The organism is Nitrospiraceae bacterium, assembly GCA_019637075.1.
Taxonomy (GTDB): Bacteria; Nitrospirota; Nitrospiria; order Nitrospirales; family Nitrospiraceae; genus JAHBWI01.
In genome coordinates, this window is sequence record JAHBWI010000004.1 from 360354 (window position 1) to 380781 (window position 20428).

General features: G+C 60.8%; 17 protein-coding genes and 1 tRNA gene. 9 read left to right on the top strand and 9 right to left on the bottom strand.

Annotation, left to right across the window (positions count from 1 at the left end; translation table 11 throughout):
* Positions 1-84 precede the first annotated feature (84 nt).
* Positions 85-162 (top strand) — tRNA-Glu (locus KF814_12985).
* On the opposite strand, the gene KF814_12990 is transcribed toward KF814_12985, so the two are convergent.
* Entirely contained in the window at positions 122-1312 is a 1191-nt protein-coding gene (locus KF814_12990; protein MBX3237058.1) for a tyrosine-type recombinase/integrase, read from the bottom strand. The two genes, KF814_12985 and KF814_12990, sit on opposite strands and share 41 nt — an antisense overlap.
* Positions 1309-2397: a replication initiation factor domain-containing protein gene (locus KF814_12995; GenBank protein ID MBX3237059.1), complete on the bottom strand. Its 1089-nt coding sequence runs from the start codon at positions 2395-2397 to the stop codon at positions 1309-1311. The genes KF814_12990 and KF814_12995 overlap by 4 nt, the downstream gene beginning before the upstream one ends.
* Positions 2398-3013: 616 nt before the next feature.
* Between KF814_12995 and KF814_13000 the strand changes: the two genes are divergently transcribed.
* From KF814_13000 to KF814_13020, 5 genes are all read left to right on the top strand, one after another.
* Positions 3014-7129 carry an RHS repeat protein gene (locus KF814_13000; protein MBX3237060.1) on the top strand — a complete coding sequence of 1372 codons (4116 nt, stop codon included), beginning with the start codon at positions 3014-3016 and terminating at the stop codon, positions 7127-7129.
* 7 nt (positions 7130-7136) lie between these two features.
* Positions 7137-7490 (top strand): hypothetical protein, encoded by a 354-nt coding sequence (locus KF814_13005; GenBank protein ID MBX3237061.1) that lies wholly within the window; start codon positions 7137-7139, stop codon positions 7488-7490.
* Between the two features lie 165 nt (positions 7491-7655).
* On the top strand, positions 7656-8597 hold the full coding sequence (locus tag KF814_13010; protein ID MBX3237062.1) for an IPT/TIG domain-containing protein: 942 nt from the start codon (positions 7656-7658) through the stop codon (positions 8595-8597).
* Between the two features lie 14 nt (positions 8598-8611).
* The gene (locus KF814_13015; GenBank protein MBX3237063.1) at positions 8612-9808 is read left to right on the top strand and encodes a hypothetical protein; all 1197 of its coding nucleotides are present in this window, start codon (positions 8612-8614) and stop codon (positions 9806-9808) included.
* Positions 9809-9841: 33 nt separating this feature from the next.
* A complete protein-coding gene (locus KF814_13020; GenBank protein MBX3237064.1) occupies positions 9842-11086 on the top strand; it encodes a hypothetical protein in 1245 nt (414 codons plus the stop codon).
* A 188-nt stretch (positions 11087-11274) separates the two neighbouring features.
* Here the strand turns inward: KF814_13020 and KF814_13025 are convergent, their stop codons facing one another.
* The 5 genes from KF814_13025 to KF814_13045 form a co-directional block, all read right to left on the bottom strand.
* Positions 11275-11616 carry a hypothetical protein gene (locus KF814_13025; GenBank protein ID MBX3237065.1) on the bottom strand — a complete coding sequence of 114 codons (342 nt, stop codon included), beginning with the start codon at positions 11614-11616 and terminating at the stop codon, positions 11275-11277.
* 5 nt (positions 11617-11621) lie between these two features.
* Positions 11622-11990: a hypothetical protein gene (locus KF814_13030; protein ID MBX3237066.1), complete on the bottom strand. Its 369-nt coding sequence runs from the start codon at positions 11988-11990 to the stop codon at positions 11622-11624.
* Between the two features lie 13 nt (positions 11991-12003).
* The gene (locus tag KF814_13035; GenBank protein MBX3237067.1) at positions 12004-12309 is read right to left on the bottom strand and encodes a non-heme iron oxygenase ferredoxin subunit; all 306 of its coding nucleotides are present in this window, start codon (positions 12307-12309) and stop codon (positions 12004-12006) included.
* 44 nt (positions 12310-12353) lie between these two features.
* Positions 12354-13241, bottom strand: a complete 888-nt coding sequence (locus KF814_13040; protein MBX3237068.1) for an Mrp/NBP35 family ATP-binding protein — start codon at positions 13239-13241, stop codon at positions 12354-12356.
* Positions 13242-13393: 152 nt separating this feature from the next.
* The gene (locus tag KF814_13045) at positions 13394-14266 is read right to left on the bottom strand and encodes a fatty acid desaturase (protein MBX3237069.1); all 873 of its coding nucleotides are present in this window, start codon (positions 14264-14266) and stop codon (positions 13394-13396) included.
* Positions 14267-14434: 168 nt separating this feature from the next.
* On the opposite strand from KF814_13045, the gene KF814_13050 reads away from it, so the two are divergent.
* Positions 14435-17404: a proline dehydrogenase family protein gene (locus tag KF814_13050; GenBank protein MBX3237070.1), complete on the top strand. Its 2970-nt coding sequence runs from the start codon at positions 14435-14437 to the stop codon at positions 17402-17404.
* Here KF814_13050 and KF814_13055 read toward each other — a convergent pair.
* Positions 17294-18193 (bottom strand): hypothetical protein, encoded by a 900-nt coding sequence (locus tag KF814_13055; protein ID MBX3237071.1) that lies wholly within the window; start codon positions 18191-18193, stop codon positions 17294-17296. The genes KF814_13050 and KF814_13055 overlap by 111 nt on opposite strands.
* 116 nt (positions 18194-18309) lie before the next feature.
* On the opposite strand from KF814_13055, the gene KF814_13060 reads away from it, so the two are divergent.
* Both KF814_13060 and bioD read left to right on the top strand, forming a co-directional pair.
* Complete coding sequence (locus KF814_13060; GenBank protein MBX3237072.1) at positions 18310-19062, top strand: SDR family oxidoreductase; 753 nt, start codon at positions 18310-18312, stop codon at positions 19060-19062.
* On the top strand, positions 19063-19803 hold the full coding sequence (gene bioD, locus KF814_13065; protein ID MBX3237073.1) for a dethiobiotin synthase: 741 nt from the start codon (positions 19063-19065) through the stop codon (positions 19801-19803). It begins immediately after the preceding gene.
* Here bioD and thiE read toward each other — a convergent pair.
* The gene (gene thiE / locus KF814_13070) at positions 19787-20380 is read right to left on the bottom strand and encodes a thiamine phosphate synthase (GenBank protein ID MBX3237074.1); all 594 of its coding nucleotides are present in this window, start codon (positions 20378-20380) and stop codon (positions 19787-19789) included. The genes bioD and thiE overlap by 17 nt on opposite strands.
* Positions 20381-20428: the final 48 nt, after the last annotated feature.

Below are 20428 nucleotides of genomic sequence, written 5' to 3' on the forward strand. Positions count from 1 at the left end.
GCGTAGGCGGAAGCTGTTCTTCGCGTTGAAACGTTGGAAACCCCTGTGTTACAGTTCGCCTTCCGCTTAGTCAGTGAACCTCTCGGTCCCATCGTCTAGCCTGGCCTAGGACGGAGCCCTCTCAAGGCTCAGACACGGGTTCGAATCCCGTTGGGACCACCACCTTGAAATTGTTGAAGATTTTCCTTCCCGGTTTAGGGAACTTCCGAATGTTCCTTAAACCAGTTTTCGCTCCGTGATCGTCGTGCTCAGCAATCGGTTCGCGCGTTCCTCGTAAAATCCCACCGTGTGTTTCAACTGCGGCGGACGAATCCGCGCGTAGATTTGCGTCGTATCGATGCGCGCGTGACCCAAGCGCGCGCACCTCTTCGAGATCATGATGCTGTGCGTAAACTTCCATCGCCACACCATGACGCAGGTCATGGGGCTTCAGCATGGGCGCGCCGATCATGCGGCCATAGACTTTCGCCAGCCGCCAGATGTTTTTTCCCGTCATCGGTTGCCGGGTTTTCCCCGTGCCGCGACGCTCCCAGCTCGACCAGAACAACGGCGTCTCCGCTTCTACGGGAATCCCGAGCCGACTGACGACCTGTTCGACGTAGCCCCACAGGAACTGCATGACTGCCAAGGGTAACGGAATGTCGCGGGTGCGGCCGCCTTTGACCGTCACCCCGCGCAAGCCCCAGTTTTCGTCTAAATGCCGCAGGCGCAACGTCGCGACCGATTCTCGGCGCATCCCTGAATACCGCAGGATCAGGAAGATCGCCATGTCGCGTGGCCGTTGCCGCCGCCTGGCTGCATCAATCAGGGCATCCATGAGGGATGCACTGGGCACTTGCCTCGGCGGCTCTGACCGATGCGGTGGGCGGTCCAGCTTGGCCACGGGATTGCTCACCAGCAGGTCCCGTTTCACCAGCCACCCGCAGAGGCTGGAGAGTGTCGCCTGTCGGGTGCGCATCGTACTTAAGGCCAGATCATTGGCGGCCATGTCGTCCATCCATCCTTGAATGGTCTCCGTCGTGAGATCCGTCACGCGGGCCTTGCGCCCCATCTGTCGCCGCACGAACCGAAGAAATTGTTCCAACACCCAGCGAGAGGCTCCCACCCCTCCTTTCGTCCGACCCCGCTGTTTGAATTGATACAGACAAAACTGCTCCACCAGTTCGACTAAGGGCTGTGTCATGCCATGGCCTTTCTGGCCCCGCCCACAGCCATGGTTTCGCCGGGCAGCAGTATGGGGAGGGATGATCCAGGCGTCAAGCGGGGCTGGCACAGAAAAGGCGGTGAAGGGCAGATCGGGTTCTGGAGTCATGACGGCAGCGAATCGGGGGAGTCTGGCGACATCCCCGCACCCCCGCCCTTGCGCCCGCGTGGGACGCCGGCGTCTTCAGCCGGATGCGATGGCTCATTCCGAGCTCGCGGCGGTTTCTTCATGGTCCCTCGCTTCACGAGCTTGCGATGCCGGTCTCTCCACCGGTCGGCCCCGGTGACGATGGCCTCCTTCATCCATTGCTCCCCTTTCGGGATCGCACAGAGGGCGGCCAGCATCGGCGCCACCGATCGCGTGACCCAGGCTTTGACTTTGTCCACGTCCGGTTCCGGTTGGGAGACCGTAAGGCGAGCCGATTTGAATCCTTCGGTCAGCATCTCGTACCAAGCAACCCTTGGGGCTCGCGCTCGCGCTTCTTCCTCAGCCTCGCGGGTCGTCTCTCGAAAATCGACATATGACCGCAGCAGGCCGACAACGGATTCCTTCCAATCGGTTTCGTCCAGATTCAGCAGCAATCGCGCACAGAGATCGGCTCGGTCCTGCTTGAACTCCAATTCCCAGCGGACCCCATACTGTTCCGCGTCCGCATGTTTCTTAGCCAGCAATTCGAGCCGTTTGTCATAGACCCGCAAGAGTGTTTGGCTCTGGGGACTGCCGACGTACATTGTGGCTCCATAGGTCGTGCCCTTGTGCAAGGAAAAGGACCGGATGACTTGCGCGCGATCCGCCCGGGTAATGCATTGCCCGGCCTCTGCCGCGGTTTGGATCACGTCGAGCGCGACCAGAGGCCGACGATCATCCAGCGCACAGTCCACTCGCGTGATGTGGCCTCGCTGTTGAATAATCCAACGCAGCATGTCGCGCACCCGGCCTCGTTCCCAGGCGGAGACGATCCCCGCGGAAAGATCGACATGGACCTCTCGCGGTTGTCGAGGCGCGCCTGTTCCGAGGAGCCCTATCCCGGCACCGGCGTTCCAGAGCCATGACAGGGGATAGCCCCGAAACCCTGCCTTGCCTCGTGTCCAGTCTCCGCCGAGTGCCGCCATGACGATGTGCGCGGTGCTGTCCGGGACGGTGAATGCCAACCAATCGATGGTGAGTGTGAAGGGTTCTGGTTGTACGGTCATGGCGCTATGCGTCACGATGTCAGCCGAGCCCCCGTGTTACCAGGACGGGGGCCTCTCTGCGCGCCCCCGGCTGTCGCCGTGCGGCGCGCACAGGTGTGCCCCCCACCTGATGCTAACGAGACGCTCTCCTAACGACTTCCCTCGCAATTCACCCTCTTTGAGCCGCAGTGCCTGAACACGTGTTCACCCTATGTGAACGCGTCGGCTCAGTAAATACACCGCGAGAGGTCACGACAGGACACTAGGGGACAACAGCGGACAATATTTCATCATCGACCAGTTCAGTGAGAAGAAGCTGGAGATTTGAAGGCGTGCCAATCGCCGCGTCGATGGCTGCGTTCCGAAGCTTCGCCGTCGCGTGATCGATGATTACCCGTGCAAGAAAGACCGTGCAGTGTGTGATCCTTCAAAAATCTTTTGGATCTATCCCGCCTGACGAATGGCCCTAGTCGCGTGGAACATGCCGGGAGACAGTGGCTATGGAGAGTCACTAAGCCTATGTACACTACGATAGGGCCATAATCCGTCTTGTGGTTTCCTCGCACAACGTGTAGAAGCCTGCGCGGTCACACCCGAAGGGAGGTGCTGGTTGCGAGACACGCATCCGCAGCGACTCATGACACGGCTTCCACGTCCCCTGTCTCTCGTCGCCAGCCTTCTCCTCGCTCTCACGGTTTCCCCTCCCGGTCTCTTTCAACTCACCACTCTATCTCTATACGCACAGCAACTGGACCCTCCGAAACCCGCTCGCGTCGTCACTGGTCAGGTCCTGTCCGCGCGCGACAAGAAACCGCTCAAGGATGTGCCGGTTCGTTTAGGCAGCAAGACGGCGAAGACCGACGACCGCGGGCTCTATCGATTCGTGAATCCGGCGGCAGGCGATCAGTTAGTGGCGGTCGATCCGACCTGGCTCGCCGGCAAGCGACAGAAGCTCTCTGACGGCACGCTCACCGGCGCCTTTCATGCCGATCCAGTCATGGTGGACGTCGCCGCCGAAGGCGTCACACAGGCCAAGGCGCCGATTTTCGTGATCGAGCCGGCGAAGAAGAGTCATCAGTTAAGCTCCGGCAAAGCCGTCACCATTCAGCCGGCTCACATCCCGGATCTCATCGTGACGATTCCCGATGGCACGACGATTGTCGGTCCCGATGGCACACCGCAGACGGAGTTGACCGTCACCCAACTGTCACCGGACCGAGTGCCACCGTTACCGGAGGATACGGCTCCGAGGAGCGTGTACCTCTTCAGTTTCGAGAAGCCCGGTGGCGGCACCCCGTCCAAACCCGTGCCAATCATCTACCCCAACGATCTTGGGGCCCCGCCGGGCGAACGGATCGACCTCTGGTACTACGACAAGACCGACCGGCCCGACAGCCAGTCCCATCAGTGGAAGAAGTATGGGCAGGGGACAGTGAGTCCCGATGGCAAGACGATCGTGCCGGACCCCGGTGTGGGGCAACCGAAGTTTTGTGTGAGTTATCCCACCTGGCCCAATTTCACCTATCCGAACCTGGGATTCATGACTGCTGGCGATCCCGTCGATCCGTCTTCCGGCGTGTTGAGCATCGAAAAGACCGATCTCGTCTTGTCCGGGGTGCTTCCTATTGCCATCGTGCGGGCCTACCGCACGCAAGCCCAAGGGGTCGGCGCATTCGGGATGGGAGGAGAGTTTAATTACAATCTCTACCTCTCAGGCATCGGCACGGCCGCGCTCTCCCTCCTGATGCCCAACGGCAACCGCTATACGTTTTCGCAAGAAGCAGACGGGTACTTCCGGAACCAGAACTATCCCTTCCTCAAAGGCGCCCGCGCCCAGGTCTTCCCCGACAGTCATGTCGAGATCCGGTGGAAAGACGGGATGGTCTATGTGTTCAGTCAGGCCTCGGCCGGCGCCGCCTGGCTCATGCAGCAGAAGGACCGCTACAACAACTCAATCACCATCACGCGAAGTCCGCTGAACCAACGAGTCGACAGCATTGCGGATCAATACGGCCGCACGCTCAAGTTCGGTTACACCACCACGGCCAACCAGGCTGGCTCGGCGCTCATCACGTCCATCACCGACCCAATGGGACGGACGGTCGGCTACCAGTACGATGCCCTCCACCGCTTGAGCACGATCACTGCTCCCGACGGCGGCGTCACCATCTACACCTACGAGGTGAACAACCGCCTAACCACGATCACGGACGCCCGAGGCATTACCTATCTGACGACACTCTATTATCCGAGTGGCCTGGTGGCCAAGCAGATCCTGGCGGACGGCGGGACCTATCGATTCGAATACACGCTGGCGGGATCGACCATCACCCAAGCCAAGGTCACCGATCCCCGCGGCAACCCCACGACCTATACCTTCAACAACTATCAGTTCGTGAGCCAGATCGATGCCCCGGGGCAAACGACGCAATTCCAGTTGCAGTCGGGTACGAACTATCTCACGCAGGTCACCGACGCGCTCGGCCGGACCACCGCCTATACCTACGATAGCAACGGGAATGTGGCCTCGATCACCGATCCGGAGAACAACACCACGAGCTTCCAGTACGAGCCGACCTACAGTCGGCTCACGCAGATCACCGATGCGATGATGCCGGCCAACATCACGACCTTTGCCTATAACGACGTGGCCAGGACCACGACGATCACCAACCCACTCAACAAACAGACCGTGATTCAATACAACACGGCCGGCCGGCCGACCAGCATCACCGATCCCCTGTCCCATGCGACGACCTTTGAATACGACTCGTTCGGCAACCTCAAGGCCACCGTTGATGCCCTGAACAACCGTACGGAGCGAACCTACGATGCGATCTCCCGGTTGGTCGGGATCAAAGATCCACGCGGCTTTGTCACCACCTTTCGCTACAACAGCGCCAACCGGGTTCGCTTGATCACAGATGCCAAGAATGGGACGACGCAGTTTGCGTATGACCTGAACGGCAATCTCCTCACCGTGACCGATGCCAAGAGCCAGACCACAGCGTATACGTATGACCCAATGGATCGGCTGGCCACCCGCAAGGACGCGCTGAATCGGCAGGAAAGCTATCAATACGATCTGGCCGGCAATCTCACGCAGTTCATCGACCGCAAGAATCAAACGACCACGTTTGCCTATGACGCATTGAACCGCCGGACTGGTGCCACCTATTCCGATGCGACCGTGACCTTTGGTTACGACGCGATCAATCGGCTGACGAGCGTCAACGATTCAGTCAGCGGCACGGTCTCCTGGACCTACGATACGGTGAGCGGCGGGCACCATCCCCGCGTGCTGGAGACCACCACGCCGGGAACCGTGACGGTCGAATACGATGAAATCGGGCGACGGGCGAAACTCTCGGCCACCGGCCTGACCGATGCCACGTATGCCTACGACAACAATTCGCGCCTGACCGGTGTGACGCAAGGAACGCAGGCTGTCACCCTGGCCTACGATGATGCCGGACGCCGAACCTCACTCACCTATCCGAATGGCGTGGTCACGAGTTATGGCTACGACAATGCCGACCGCCTGTTGACGATCAATCACGTCAAAACGCCAACCACCATTGAGGCCTTAACCTATCAATACGATCCGGCGAGCAATCGAGTCTCATTGAATCGCGCGAATGCCGCCGCTTCGCTCATTCCTACGGCTGTCTCTTCGAATAGCTACGATGCCGCCAATGAACAGACGCAGTTCAATGGCGTGACACAGACGTTCGACGCGAACGGCAACCTCACGAACGATGGAACGAACACCTATACATGGGACGCTAGGAATCGACTGACAGGAATCTCCGGAGGCGTGACGGCAAGCTTCGTCTATGATGGACTGGGCCGACGGAAGAGTAAGACAATCGGTGGCACGACGACGGGATTTTGGTATGACGGCAACGACATCCTAACAGAGCTGAGCGGTGGGACGCCCTCGGCCACCTACATTCGTGGCCTCAGCATCGATGAACCGTATATCCGAAAAGGGGGCAGTGATGAATTTTACGAAACGGATGCACTGGGGACATCCGTAGTGCTGACTAATGCCGCAGGTGCCGGCCAAACGACGTACACGTATGAACCGTTTGGCAAGACTACTCAGGCCGGAACGGCGAGTACCAATTCATTCCAATACACTGGGCGTGAGAATGATGGGACAGGGCTTTACCAATACCGCGCCAGATACTATGGGCCAATTCCTCTACGCTTCAACTCTGAAGATCCATTTTTGTTTGGTAGTGGCGACGCAAACTCATACCTTTACGCTCTAAATAATCCCCTCAAATATACCGATCGCCGAGGATTATTCGTCGATACGCTACTGGACGTGGCATTTATCGGCTACGACATCTATAGCCTCGTGACAGGTGGTCGGAAAGACTTCAAGAACAATCTTACTGCACTGGGGCTTGATATTGTCGGAGCTGTTCTTCCTGGCGTGACCGGCTTGGGGATGGTGGTCAGGGCAGAGAGAGAAGTTGCCATTGTATCGAAAGGGCTTGGGAATGTTGCTGGGGGCGCAACGACAGTAGAAAGCGCATTAGTGCATGGAGAAAAATGGCTTGGGCCAGGTTACAGAGAAATAGCGCCGGGTGTATTTCGATCCGCTGATGATACAAGACAATTTAGAATGACTACTCGTGACTTAACTGATCCGATACAAGGGCCGCACGTTCATTTTGAATCCATTGGGGCGAATGGTCGAACCATACTGGAAAGCTCCCATGTCACAATAATCAATCCTTAAGACCTCTATGCGTCTAATTGCGCGCGTAATCGGAAATTTGGAGCACCTTAAAGTCAAACATTATGAGGGCCTCCCTCCAGATTTGACTGCAGGCAAAGATCTTCGAAAGGAAATGAAAGCGCCCGCAGTTGTGGTGATCGAAGATCATCGGGATGGAGTATTTCTGTATCGGTACGATGCTGAAGCCAATTGTGTTGGTGACACCTGGCACCAAGATCTTGATGAAGCTAAAGACCAGGCGTGGTTCGAATTCGAGAGTATCCTTTCCGAATGGGTCGAAATTCCGCTTAGCATACAAGGCGTTCATCAAGTCGTTCAATTTGGACTTAGCCTCTTTCTAGACAAAACCTCAGGGCAGTGAACGGCTTCATGAAGACCAAGATAGAAAATAGTTCTCGGCGCGAAGTGTATTATGAGAATCAATCAAGTAATTGACCGGCAAATCAGCAAATTTGTGTAGAGTCTGGAGCGGAAGAACCGAAAAAGATAAAAGTGACCCATGACAGCTGCACGGAGTCATGAATCCATGGGGTGTCCACCTTCTTTACATCTACTGGCTACTTATTGCCTCGCTCTCTTCCTTCCTATCGCGGCACTAGCCGATACAGCTGAGTATTTCTACGATGAACTCAGCCGTCTGATCGGCGTCGCCGACGGCAACGGTGTGACGGCTGTGTACAATTACGATGCCGTCGGCAACCTCACGAGTATCGATCGCTTTACGCCGCCTGGGAGCGGCATCGGCATCTATCTGGCCGCACCGGGCAGCGGTCCAGCCACGACCCAGGTCACGATTGAAGGCTACGGATTCGATCCAACCCCGGCCAACAATACGGTGCAATTCAACGGGACCGCCGCGACGGTCAACTCTGCGTCTGCCAACACGTTGGTCGTGTCCGTGCCCACAGCCGCCACGACCGGCTCCATCACGGTGACCAATGCAAACGGCACGGCGACCAGTCCACAATCGTTTACGGTGCCCGCCTTGCCGACCGTGACGAGCGTCGACCCGGTGACCGTTCCACCGGGCGCCGCCAGCGGCGTGCAGATCACCGGGACCAATCTCCTGAACGCGACGGCCGTGACCTTTACGCAGGGAGGGCTCAGTGCTTCCATTCGTGACGGCGGCACCGCGACGACGCTCCCGATCAGTTTCACGGTGGCCTCCTCGGTTCCAGCCGGCAATTATGCTTTCACGGTGACGAGTCCGGCCGGGTCAGCGTCCAGCGGCTCGGTCACGATCGGCGTGAGCAGTGCCAACAAACTGATTTACAGCACCGGCCCGCTGGTGAGCGTGGCGATGCCGCTCAATGCCACCGTGCTGCCGTTCCTGTCTCCGTCCGGCTGGAGCGTGACCGTGGCCCCGCCGACCAGCGTCCAGGCCCCCTATCCAGATGTCCCGGCGACCAAAGCGCCGTCGGGTTGGAGCATCACGGTGGCACCGCCAACGAGTACCTCCATGCCATGAGGAGGCTCAAGACGATGAAGAAAACTCGCATAGGCTGGCGGCACCTCTTTCTCCTCCCGACCTTGTGTCTGGTATCTCCGTTTGCCGCCCATGCCTTCGACACCGGGAGCACCGGTGCGCTCGGTGCCCTGGCGCCGGTTTCGAACACCGTCATCACCCTGCCGCCAGACGGCATCCTGAACTACACCACGGTGAATATCCCGGGCGGAGTGACCGTCAGCTTTACCCGCAACGCCGTGAATACCTCGGTGATCCTGCTCGCGCAGGGCGACGTGCTCATCAACGGGACCATCCACGTCAACGGCAGCAACGGCCTGGCGGCCAATCCGTCGAGCCTGAATGCCGGCGGCCTGGGCGGCCCCGGCGGCTCTCAAGGCGGCAATGGCGGCATGAAGGGACTCGGCAACACGATTGGCTCACCAGGTCAGGGGCCGGGCGGCGGGAACGCCACGCCGCACGGAACCTACGGCACGCTCTATGGTGGGCTCAATGACTTTCGCACTCTGATTCCCTTCTTCGGCGGCTCCGGCGGAAACGGCGGGACTGGCACCACGACCAATTTCGGACCGTCGGGTGGCGGTGGAGCCGGCGCGCTGATTATTGCCTCCAACACGAAGATTACGGTCAGCGGCATCGTGCGGGCGAACGGCGGTGATTCCGGCGATTGCTCTGCGGCGGGTGCGGGAAGCGGCGGCGCGCTTCGGTTCGTGGCACCGGAGTTCAACAACACGGGCACCATCGAGTCGCGTGGCGGCTGCGCGAGCCAAGGCTTTGGCCGGGTGCGATTGGAGTACCAAACCTCTCCCAGCGGCATCGGCACCCCTTATCCCTCGCCCTACACCTCCAATACTCTTGGGCCGCTCACCGCGACGAGCACGCCGACACTCACGAATGTGCCCACGGTCTCGATTACGGCCGTGGGTGGCACCAGTGCGCCCGGCACGCCCGGCGGCTCGTTCACGACCCCGGATGTGTCGCTTTCTGCCCTGACCACAAATCCGGTGCCGGTCACAGTGACGGCGACCAACACACCGGTCGGGAGCGTGTTTCAGATCCGCGTGATCCCGCAATTCGGGCCACTCCTCACGGTCTACACGACCATGTCCACCGGGACCTTTGCCAGTTCCACTGCGACGGCCAACGTGATGTTGCCGGTGGGAGTAACCAGTCTCCTCGATGTCTATGGCAGTTACTTGCTGGTCGGCCCGTGAGGGCCACAGGACTCATAACCAAAGGGCACAACCATGATGCGAACCATCTGGGCGCTCGCGATGCTTCTGGGCACCATCCTCGTGGGTCAGCCTGCTGTCTGGGCTCAAGCGTTCAGCAGCGGCAGCACCGGGGCGTTGGGGGCGCTCAACGCCACGACGAATCAGACGATCACGCTGCCCGCCGACGGAATCCTGAACTACACGACCATCACCGTCGCCGCCGGCGTGACCGTCCAGTTCACCGCCAACACCTTAAATACGCCAGTGACGATGCTGGCGACCGGAGATGTGACCATCAATGGCACCATTGCGTTGAATGGCCAGGCTGGGGCTGGAGGTTCCAGCACGGGCGCGGCAGTATTAGCCGGAGGGAACGGGGGACCCGGCGGCTACCGCGGGGGCAACGGCGGCTCTCGCGGGGCCACCAATAATACGGGAGCTGGAGGACAAGGCCCGGGTGGCGGCAACGTCGCCGTGACGGCCTTCGGGGTCTGGGGGGTGCCGGGCTATTCCGCCGTTGTCAATCTCTTGCCACTCTTTGGCGGCTCGGGTGGCGGGGGCGCAGTGGGGAATGGCACCTATTCCGGGAGTTCTGGAGGTGGGGGAGGCGGTGCCATCGTGATTGGCTCGACCACGCAGATCACGATCAGCTCCACCGGCGCCATTACGGCACTTGGCGGGGATGGAGGCGTGGGCCAGCAAGGCTGCGGGACCAGTTACGGTGGCGGTGGCAGCGGAGGTGGGATTCGTCTGGTCGCGCCCAAGATCACGAACCTAGGGAATCTTCAAGCGACCGGCGGGAGCACGGCCTGCAGTCCAGCCACCGTGAATGCTGCCGGCCGCATTCGTATCGAATCGCACGTGACCGGGACCATTTTGAATACGAACCCGACGGCATCCATCGTCACCTCGCCCGGTCCGATCACGGCCGCAAGTCGTCCGGCCCTGATCAATCTGCCCACCCTTGCGATCAGCACCGTCGCGGGCGTCAGTGCCCCGGCCAACCCGGGCGGGTCCTACACGACCCCCGACGTGACGCTGCCGCCCGGCACGGTCAATCCGGTCAGTGCCGTTACCGCGGAAACCAATACGCCGGTGCCCGGCAGCCCGGCCACGACCGTGTGGATGAAGGTGTTGCCGCAATTCGCCGCACCGACCACGACGAGCACGACCACGCTCACCGGCACGTTCGCGAACTCGACCGCGACGAATTCGGTGACCCTCCCGAACGGTGTCACCAGCGTCTTGCAAGGCTACAGTGCGATGTTCCTGCCGTAATTCTTTCCTTGCCCACAAACAAAAAATTCAGGGTGAGCCGGCTGCGATGCCGACTCACCCCTCTGATTTCATCCGCCTTCACGACCTTCTTGTTTAAGTCCTGCCTGTGGATTCAGGGCACTGCATGACGCAATGCATTGGAATGGTTGGCGAAACCATCGCTGCGGTTAAAACGCGGGTTTTGAACGTCACCCGAACCAGCGTTTGATCGCCGCGAGGAGCCCGTCTGGTTGCAGCTCAGGCGGGTCCGGGTATTCGATCCAGGGTTCCTGCGAGCCGAGATAGGTACCGTTGCGAAAACTCTGCTGGCTGCGGAGTTGCCGGTACCCTTCGGTCTGCAGCGACGCGATCAAGAGACCGAGGGCTTCCGTCGCGGTTGCGGCAGCCGACGACACCACCCGCCGTTGCTCGTATCGCAGCACGGCCTGGAAGCCCGAAGGCGACGCGAGAAACTCGACCGGCCGGTTGAACCCGCGGGCCTGTTCATCCAAGCCCGCGAGTTGATGTTTGTCCCCGGCAGGGTCCGGCATGGGAATCAGAGCGCGCGATAGACGGCCAAGAGGTCACTGAGGGCGATGGTCTTATTCTTGAGCACGACCCGTTCCGCGCCCAGCACGTCGAGTGCCGCAACCTTTTCCGTTCCGCCCTTCAACGACTTCGCACCGATGGTCAGGACGCGCTCGCACTCCTTCTCGACCTTGCCCTTGACCACCGGATTTACCTTCAAGATGTCCAGCAGCTTAGTCCGTGTCTCGCTGAGGTGCTTTTGGAGTTCTTCTTCCGGATACTCCTTGCGGCTGGCCTCGTCCTCGCACCGGTCGATGTACTGCGTCAGGAACACGTAGAGCCGGACGAAGGTCTCGGCGATTTCGATGTGCTGCGGGGTCAAGCCGGCGACGGTCATGGGAACCTCCCTCTTAGAGTCGGACCTTGATGTCGGTGCCTTCCACTTTCGTTTCGTAGACGGTGACTTTTGCCGATGGGTTTGTCGGACAGGCGCCCGTCTTAATGTTGAATTGCCATCCGTGCCAGGGGCAGGACACCACTTCTCCCTCGACGTCCCCTTCTCCCAGCGGTCCGCCTCGGTGCGTGCAGGTGTTGTCGATGGCATAGAACGTATCGCCGAGATTGAACACTGCGATGGCCTTGCCGTTCACTTCGGCCACAATGCCGCTTCCCGGCTTCACATCGGCCGTACCGGCCACTCTGACGAACTCACCCATAACTCCTCCTGTCTAACCTGGTCACTGCCTTGATTCGGCGCGGCTCAGTTGCCCGGCGCCGGACGTTTGATCTTCTGCAACAAACTCTCGATACGGCTCTTCTTCTCGGTGCCCTCCCCACCCTGCAGCCGGGCCGCAATTTTCCCGGCGATCTCACGAAACGCCTTCGCCTGCGGCGAATCGGGATTGGCAATCACGATCGGGTTGCCGGTGTCGCCGCCGTCGCGGATTGCCGGGTCGATGGGAATGCGCCCAAGAAACGGGATGCCGAGTTTTTCCGCCGCGCGCTCGCCGCCGCCATGAGAAAAGATTTCGGTCCGCTCGCCGCAGTGACCGCAGACGAAAAAGCTCATGTTTTCGACGATGCCGAGCAGGGGCACATTTACTTTCTGGAACATCATCATGCCCTTGCGCACGTCGTGCAGCGCGACCTCCTGCGGGGTCGTCACGGTCACGGCGCCGGCCAACGGCACCAGTTGCGACAGCGTCAGCTGCGCGTCGCCGGTACCGGGCGGGAGATCGATTACGAGGTAATCCAATTCGCCCCACAGCACATCCCGGAAGAGCTGCTGGATGGCCGTGTGCACCATCGGTCCGCGCCACACGACGGCGGTGTCTTCCGGGACGAAGAATCCCATCGAGATCAACTTGACGCCGTGGCTTTCCGCCGGCGCGATCTTGCCGTCTTTCTGTTCTGGGGTCTTTTCGACCCCCATCATCATGGGGATGTTAGGACCGTAGATATCGGCATCCAGCAAGCCCACCTTGGCGCCCGTCAGGCCCAAGGCGACGGCCAGATTGACCGAGACGGTGGATTTGCCGACGCCGCCCTTGCCGCTGCTGACGGCGATGACGTGTTTGACTCCGGGAATGATATTGGGTCTGGCGGCCGCCTCATCGTGATGGTGGCCACCTTCTGCCTGCTCTGCCATGTCGTCGCCTCCTCGAATGGCCCCGTTCGGCCAACGAATTCAATGGTATCTCGTCATCTTATGCCATCGCGGCGGGGAAAAGAAATGGGCCAGGAGACGCAGGAGGGGCTAGGCACAAGAGACCGCGGAACCGAACGGCCCGCGGTCCGGCATTAGAACTTTTCGCGATACAGATTGTAGGTCAGTCCGACGAGGGACAGAGAATAAATCAACCACTTGGACGGATCGAAGTTGTACCACTTCGGGCCGTTGCGATAGTCGTGCGAATAGGTATGGTGATAGTTGTGGTAGCCCTCGCCGAAACTGATGAAGGAGATGAGCCAGCTGTCCCGGCTGCTGTCCTGCTTTCCGTGCGGCTGGGTCCCGACCATGTGGCACAGGGAGTTAATCGTAAACGTGGAATTGAGCACCAACGCCGTGCGGAGCACGCCCGCCAAGAGTAGACAGCTCACACCCCCGGCCAGTCCACCGTTGACGAAGTACCCAAGAATGAACGGCACGACCATGCCGGATGCCACGATGGGCCAGTAGTATCGGTGTTGCCACATGATCATCGGGTCTTTGCGAAACTTTTCCCCGTAGCGGTCTTCCCGGTATGGAGTGTCCATGAACAGCCAGCCGATGTGGCTATACCAGAATCCCCTCGTGGCATTGTAGGGATCAGACTCCTCGTCCGTATGCGCATGGTGGCGAATGTGGTCGGCGCACCAAATCAACGCCGAATTCTGCAGAGCCCATCCGCCCATGATGAGGAGGATGAACTTCACCGCCGGATGGCTTTCAAAGCTCTTATGGGAAATCATGCGATGGTAGCCCACCGTGATACCCATTCCGGTGACGATGTAGAGGATGCCCATCAGAACCCAATCAAACGTGCTGTAGCCATGGAAGTACCAAAACAGCGGGATACCCAGGAACGTGGCCAACGTCGTGAGGGCAAACGCGATTGTCGTACTCCAGCAGATGGTTTGAGGGGAACCGTCTGCCGAGGCAGAGGCGTCGGTCGAGGCAGTCGAAGCGATCATCACTCTCCTTTAGTCGTACTCGTACAGGGCGTGAACAGCGCATGGTGCTCCTGTCCTCGCATCGATGACAAACGGGGCGCATGCTAACGGAATTGGATGCAAATTTTCAAGTAGGAACTACAGGTGTATACTGAAGAAAACGCTTTCCCACCGTGATCGAGGTGACGGATGGATACCCCCCTCCTCGAAGCCAGAATCCGAGCCATCGGCGAAGAACTTGCGCGCCGTTCCGCCGGCCGTTCCCCCGGTCTGTTCGACAGCCGATGGTGGTCGCAGGCGGCGATCAACTTGGCGATGAAGGATCCGGCGTTTAAGGCGCAACTCTTCCGCTTCATCGACGTCCTCCCGGCCCTGTCGGATGACACGCGGGTCGTGCGACTGGCCGAGGAGTACTTCGGCGATGTGAGTCCGCATATCTTCGGCCTGCAGTGGGGTATGAAGGCCCTCTCCGCCACGAACCTCGGGGCCAGCCTGACCGGCAAGACGATCCGCCACCAGGTTGAGCAGATGGCCCGCACCTTCATCGCCGGAGACAAGGTGACGACGGCACTTCCGGCTCTGCGGACCCTTTGGGACGGTGGTCGTGCCTTCTCGGTCGATCTCCTCGGCGAAGCCACGGTCAGTGAGCGGGAGGCCGAGCGCTATGCGGCACATTGTCTCGGCGCGCTGCAGGAACTGGCGGATGCGTGCCGTCGTTGGCCGGAATCCCCGTTACTCGAGCGCGATCATTTAGGCCCGCTTCCACGGGTACAGCTCTCGATCAAAATTTCCGCGCTCTATTCGCAACTCGACCCGATCGATCCCGACGGCAGCTATCGCGCGGTGGCGGCTCGCTTGCGGCCGCTCATCGACCTGGCGATGAAGCTTCCCGCCTCGTTGATTTTCGATATGGAGCAAGCTGAAACAAAGGACCTGATTCTGGGGATCTTCCGCCGACTCTTCGAAGAGCAGGCCTATCGCGGGTTTCCCTATGCCGGGATCGCTCTCCAGGCCTACCGCATCGACACGGAGCGAGACGTCAAGGATGTGATCGCGTGGTGCGAGCGGCGCGGGACGCCGATCACGGTTCGATTGGTCAAAGGGGCCTATTGGGATTCCGATACGGTGCGCTATCGGCAACGCGGTTGGCCTCCCCCGCTGTTCGAACGGAAGGCCGACACGGATCTCAACTACGAATCGCTCGTCCAGGTCTTGCTGAACCATACCGGAATCCTGCGTCCGGCATTCGGGACCCATAATCTGCGCAGCTTGGCCGTGATCGAAACGGCCGCCGAACGATTGAAGCTCCCGCCGGATGCCTGGGAATACCAGATGATTTTCGGCATGGCCGAGCCGTTTCAACATGCCATCACGAGTTGGGGGCGGCGCCTGCGGCTTTATGCGCCGGTGGGAGAGCTCCTGCCGGGGATGGCCTATCTCGTTCGCCGGTTGCTGGAGAACACTTCCAACGAGTCGTTTCTGCGGAAAGAGTATGTCGAATCGCAACCGCTGGCGGCGCTCTTGGCCAAACCGGTCGGCTCGCCGACCGAAGCGGGCCTTTCGTCTAAGCACACCATAGAAGATGAGGACACGGTCCACGCTATGATGCGCAATGAGCCGGCTGCGGATTTTTCGCGGGAGGAGGCTCGCGCAGCCATGCGCCAGGCATTGGCACTGGTGCGAAGCAAGCTCGGCGGGAGCATTCACCAGCCGGAGGGTGCTGTCCGCCCGAGCGGACCGGAAGCCGGCCAGGCGAATCCGAGCGATCCCACTCACCGCATTGCGACCTATCACGACTACAACCCGAACGACGTGCCCCGGTTGGTTGAACGTGCCGCAGCTCAGGCCCGTGATTGGGCCGATCGCCCGGCTGAGGAACGGATTGCGATCGTCAAGCGCGCCGCAACTTTGCTCTGTGAACGGCGATGGGAAACGGCAGCCTGGGAGGTGTTCGAGGAAGGCAAACCCTGGCGCGAAGCCGATGCAGACCTGGCCGAAGCGATCGATTTTCTCGAGTACTATGCAAGCCAGATGGAGCGGTTGGCCCGCCCTCAGCGGTTAGGTCGTTATCCCGGCGAGCAGAACGATCTCGTGTGGAGTCCTCGAGGGCTGACTGCCGTCATCGCCCCATGGAACTTTCCGCTCGCGATCCCGACCGGCATGGTGGCGGCAGCCCTGGTCACCGGGAATCCGGTGCTCTTCAAGCCCTCTGAACGATCCACCGCGGTCGGGTACCGATTGGCGGAGCTGTTTCACGATGCCGGGGTGCCCTCAGGCGTGCTGCAGTGCGTGCCGGGAGGGCCGGAGCTGGGCCGAGCGTTGGTGACTGCGCCGGAGGTGGCGACGATCGCCTTCACCGGATCGAAGGATGCGGGACGCTGGATTCTCCAGGCCGCAGCGACACCCCACCCTGACGATCGATGCGTGAAACGCGTGATCGCCGAGATGGGCGGCAAAAACGCCATCATCGTGGACGACACGGCCGACTTGGACGAGGCGGTGCTGGGCGTCGTCGCTTCCTTCACCGGCTATGCGGGGCAGAAGTGTTCGGCCTGTTCGCGTGCCGTCGTGCTGGATTCCATCTATGACGCGTTCACGGAGCGTCTGGTCGAGGCTGTGCACAGTCTCCGGATCGGTGCGGCCGAGGAGCCCGGCACGCAGGTCGGGCCGCTCATCGATGCCAAGGCGGCGGCGCGGGTGCGGCAGTATATCGATCTGGGCAGACAGGAAGGACGAGTGCTGGTCGACCGCTCCGGCGAGGGGCCTGGTTATTGCGTGGGGCCGGTAGTGTTCGGCGAGATCGAGAGCAGGCACAGGTTGGCACAGGAAGAAATTTTCGGTCCGGTCCTGTCGGTGATGCGCGCCAAATCGATCGAGGCGGCCATTGTGATCGCCAACGGCACCGCCTATGCCCTGACAGGGGGAGTCTATTCTCGCAGTCCCCGTACGCTGGAGCTGGTACGGCGGACCTTCGACGTGGGGAATCTGTACCTAAACCGATCGATCACCGGCGCCTTGGTCGCGCGCCAGCCGTTCGGCGGGCACCGGCTATCTGGCGTGGGCGCGAAGGCCGGAGGTGAAGACTACCTGAAGCAGTTCATGGTCGCCCGCGTGATCAGCGAAAATACCCTCAGGCGAGGATTCACCCCGACCCTGTGATGCGGGCGCGGACTTCACGTCGACTTCCTCCAACTCTTCAGAAATCTCGGTGACGCTCGTCCGATCTTCTTTCATGGCGGCCAGTTCCTGCCGCTCCACGTACTTGACGAGCCCCACACCCCGCGCGAACCAGGCCGTCATCACGTCCGTGCCCACCGCGGTCTTGCGGCTGGAAGACAGGTGAATCCGCAGCGTCATACGGGCTTCCACCTTGACGGCGTCGGGATAGGTCCCGGCCGGCACCGTGACGGCTTCCTGTCCGAGAACGGTGCTGTTGCCCCGGACATCCGCATGCTCGTTGGTACCGTCGCCGTCCATGTCGGCGCCGAAATCGATGTCGGTTCGGCTGAACTGCTGGAATGACTGCGAGACCCGCATCGGAAATCGGATGATCTGATACGGCACGAGTTGCTTCTCGAGCGGAGTACCGGGTTCGGAGCCGTAGTACACGATGCCGGCGGCGTCACGGCGGTAAAACGAATCCGACGGGCCGTGATTGCCGGGGTTCGTGTCGTGAAACACGGTGACGGTCGGACCCCCCTTCAAGGTGCGCGTCCCGCTGACCGTCGACACGTTGGTGAAGAACTTGTTTTCGATGGTTTGGAGCGGACCCTCGGAAATCTGTCCCCGATATTGCCACCTGGTACCGATGGTGTCCGGGAAGTAATCGGCGGATTGCGCGATGGCATCCGTCCCTTCCGCCTCAGCCTGCTTCAGGCCGATCGGCGCGACGGACAATGCCAAGACAAGACCGCATAAGGCCCAAGTTGAACGTGTGTGAGTCGCCACTGGTCGCCTCCTCAATCCTCTGGCACCGTAGCACACTCCCGTCGGACCGGCAAGCCACAGAGACTCGGCTTGCCTTCTGATCCGCCGCCACCCATAATTCGCCCCGTCTCATGTCGATGACCGAACGATCCACGACGAGCGCGATGCAGAGCCGCCCGACGGCGCTGGTGACCGGGGCATCCGGCGGCATAGGCCGCGCGGTCTGTGTGGCGTTCGCGAGAGAGGGCTGGTGGGTCGGCAGTCACTATGGGGAGCGGCATGACGAGGCCCTGCTGACGCTGGAGGCGTTGCGGCGGGCAGGTGGCGAAGGCGCCCTCTATCAAGCCGATATTCGCCGGCGCGATCACGTCGACGCCATGGTTCAGGCCCTGTTGCGTGAGCGCCCCACCCTCTCCGCGGCAGTCTGCAATGCCGGCACGACGGGGAGCCACTTGGTCCTTCGCCATCCGGAGCAGGAATGGACGCGGATCATCGAGACGAACCTCACCGGAACCTTTCACTGTCTTCAAGCGATTGCCGGCGCCATGGGTCCGCAGGGAGGCGGAAGCATCCTCGTGGTCGGTTCCTTCGCAGCCTCGCAGGGGGCGGCAGGGCAAGCGGCGTATGCAGCCTCGAAAGCCGGTCTCATCGGCCTCGTCCGAAGCGCGGCGCGAGAATGGGCGGATCAAAAGATTCGCATCAACCTGGTCTACCCCGGCTGGAAGGCGACGAGGCTCGCCGGAAAAGCGATGCCGCACGAGGGGGCATTCAGCGATCACCTGCTGGGCCGCCCCTCAGACCTCGACGAGGTCGCGCAGGCTATCTGCTCGCTGGCGCAGTTGACGGGCACGTCGGGACAGATTTGGAACCTCGATAGCCGGATCGTGTGAATGAGAGAGCGTCCCGTGACACAGGGCTTCTTCATAACCGGAACAGACACAGCGGTGGGCAAGACCGTCGTCACGACGGCGCTACTCAGGCGCTTTCGTCTCAACGGGCTGACGGTCGGGGCGATGAAACCTGTGGAAACCGGCGTCGTCCCAGGTATGGAATCTATCAGCGATGCTGCGCGGCTTCGAGCCGCGGCTGAGATGCCTGAAGGAGCGGACGAGGTGAATCCCTATCGGTTCCCTACCCCGCTCGCCCCCTATGACGCCGCGAGGCTGGCCGGCGTGAGTATCGATCCCGAGCGCATGCTCCGGGCGTTCCATCGCCTCACGGCTCGATACCGGCCGCTTCTCGTGGAAGGAGCCGGCGGCCTGCTCGTCCCGATCCTGCCCGATTGGTCGATGCGGGATCTCCTGCTGGCGCTCGATCTTCCCGTGATTCTCGTCGGAAGAGCCATGCTGGGCGGAGTCAACCATGCGTTGCTCACGCTGGAAAGCTTGTCGTGCGCAGGCTGTCGCGTGGAGGCGTTGGTCCTCACTCAGCCATCTCCCGACAATGGGCCGGATGCGCGTTTGCAGCGGGAGTCGACGGTGGAATTGCTCAAGACTCAGGCGGGAGTGCCGGTATTCGGTCCGGTTCCCTATCGGCCGAGTCTTAGGACCCAGTGGAACGAGACGATCGAGGAGTTGGCGGAGACGACGATCTTCCGTTCCTTGGCTGACTCCCTCAGCGCAGAGAAGTAAGAAACCCACGCAGCGCGTCCTGCAGGTCCGGCGCAGCCAGAATTGCAGAGACCACCGCGACGCCGTCGGCGCCGGCGGCGAGAAGATCCGGAACCGTCTTCAGCGTAATCCCCCCGATCGCAAAGATCGGCAGCGTGGTCAATTCGCGCGCCTGCCTGAGTCCGTTGATCCCTACCAGCGGGTCGTGATCCGCTTTGGTCGATGTGGAAAAGATCGGCCCAAAGCCGATGTAGTCCGGCGCGGCGCTTGTCGCCGCCATGACTTGCTCCGCGTTATGGGTGGACAAACCGACCAGCTTGCCTGGACCGACGAGCTTACGGGCCTGCTCCACCGGGAGATCGTCCTGACCCACGTGCACCCCATCGGCATCGACCGCGATCGCGAGGTCGCACCGGTCGTTAATGATTAAGAGACTCCCTGTTTCCTCCGCCGCACGCCGCAGCGCCTGCGCCTGTCGATAGGCATCCCTCATCGTCGCCCGTTTGTCCCGATACTGGAACAGCCGGACACCCTGATCGGCGGCGGCTTTCAAAACATCCGTGAGTGGACGATCGGGGCGGACGGACGGATCGAGCAGGAGATAGAGCCCTTTCAGCGCATCGGTTCTGGAAGCTGGTCGCGTGGC

What these genes read in the sequence shown, in the direction of transcription:
- KF814_13045 (MBX3237069.1), bottom strand. Translation starts at nt 14,266, where the DNA reads ATGATCGCTTCGACTGCCTCGACCGACGCCTCTGCCTCGGCAGACGGT.
- KF814_13040 (MBX3237068.1), bottom strand. Translation starts at nt 13,241, where the DNA reads ATGGCAGAGCAGGCAGAAGGTGGCCACCATCACGATGAGGCGGCCGCC.
- KF814_13020 (MBX3237064.1), top strand. Translation starts at nt 9,842, where the DNA reads ATGATGCGAACCATCTGGGCGCTCGCGATGCTTCTGGGCACCATCCTC.
- KF814_13015 (MBX3237063.1), top strand. Translation starts at nt 8,612, where the DNA reads ATGAAGAAAACTCGCATAGGCTGGCGGCACCTCTTTCTCCTCCCGACC.
- KF814_13030 (MBX3237066.1), bottom strand. Translation starts at nt 11,990, where the DNA reads ATGACCGTCGCCGGCTTGACCCCGCAGCACATCGAAATCGCCGAGACC.
- KF814_12995 (MBX3237059.1), bottom strand. Translation starts at nt 2,397, where the DNA reads ATGACCGTACAACCAGAACCCTTCACACTCACCATCGATTGGTTGGCA.
- KF814_12990 (MBX3237058.1), bottom strand. Translation starts at nt 1,312, where the DNA reads ATGACTCCAGAACCCGATCTGCCCTTCACCGCCTTTTCTGTGCCAGCC.
- KF814_13000 (MBX3237060.1), top strand. Translation starts at nt 3,014, where the DNA reads ATGACACGGCTTCCACGTCCCCTGTCTCTCGTCGCCAGCCTTCTCCTC.
- KF814_13060 (MBX3237072.1), top strand. Translation starts at nt 18,310, where the DNA reads ATGACCGAACGATCCACGACGAGCGCGATGCAGAGCCGCCCGACGGCG.
- KF814_13035 (MBX3237067.1), bottom strand. Translation starts at nt 12,309, where the DNA reads ATGGGTGAGTTCGTCAGAGTGGCCGGTACGGCCGATGTGAAGCCGGGA.
- KF814_13050 (MBX3237070.1), top strand. Translation starts at nt 14,435, where the DNA reads ATGGATACCCCCCTCCTCGAAGCCAGAATCCGAGCCATCGGCGAAGAA.
- bioD (MBX3237073.1), top strand. Translation starts at nt 19,063, where the DNA reads ATGAGAGAGCGTCCCGTGACACAGGGCTTCTTCATAACCGGAACAGAC.
- KF814_13025 (MBX3237065.1), bottom strand. Translation starts at nt 11,616, where the DNA reads ATGCCGGACCCTGCCGGGGACAAACATCAACTCGCGGGCTTGGATGAA.
- KF814_13005 (MBX3237061.1), top strand. Translation starts at nt 7,137, where the DNA reads ATGCGTCTAATTGCGCGCGTAATCGGAAATTTGGAGCACCTTAAAGTC.
- KF814_13010 (MBX3237062.1), top strand. Translation starts at nt 7,656, where the DNA reads ATGGGGTGTCCACCTTCTTTACATCTACTGGCTACTTATTGCCTCGCT.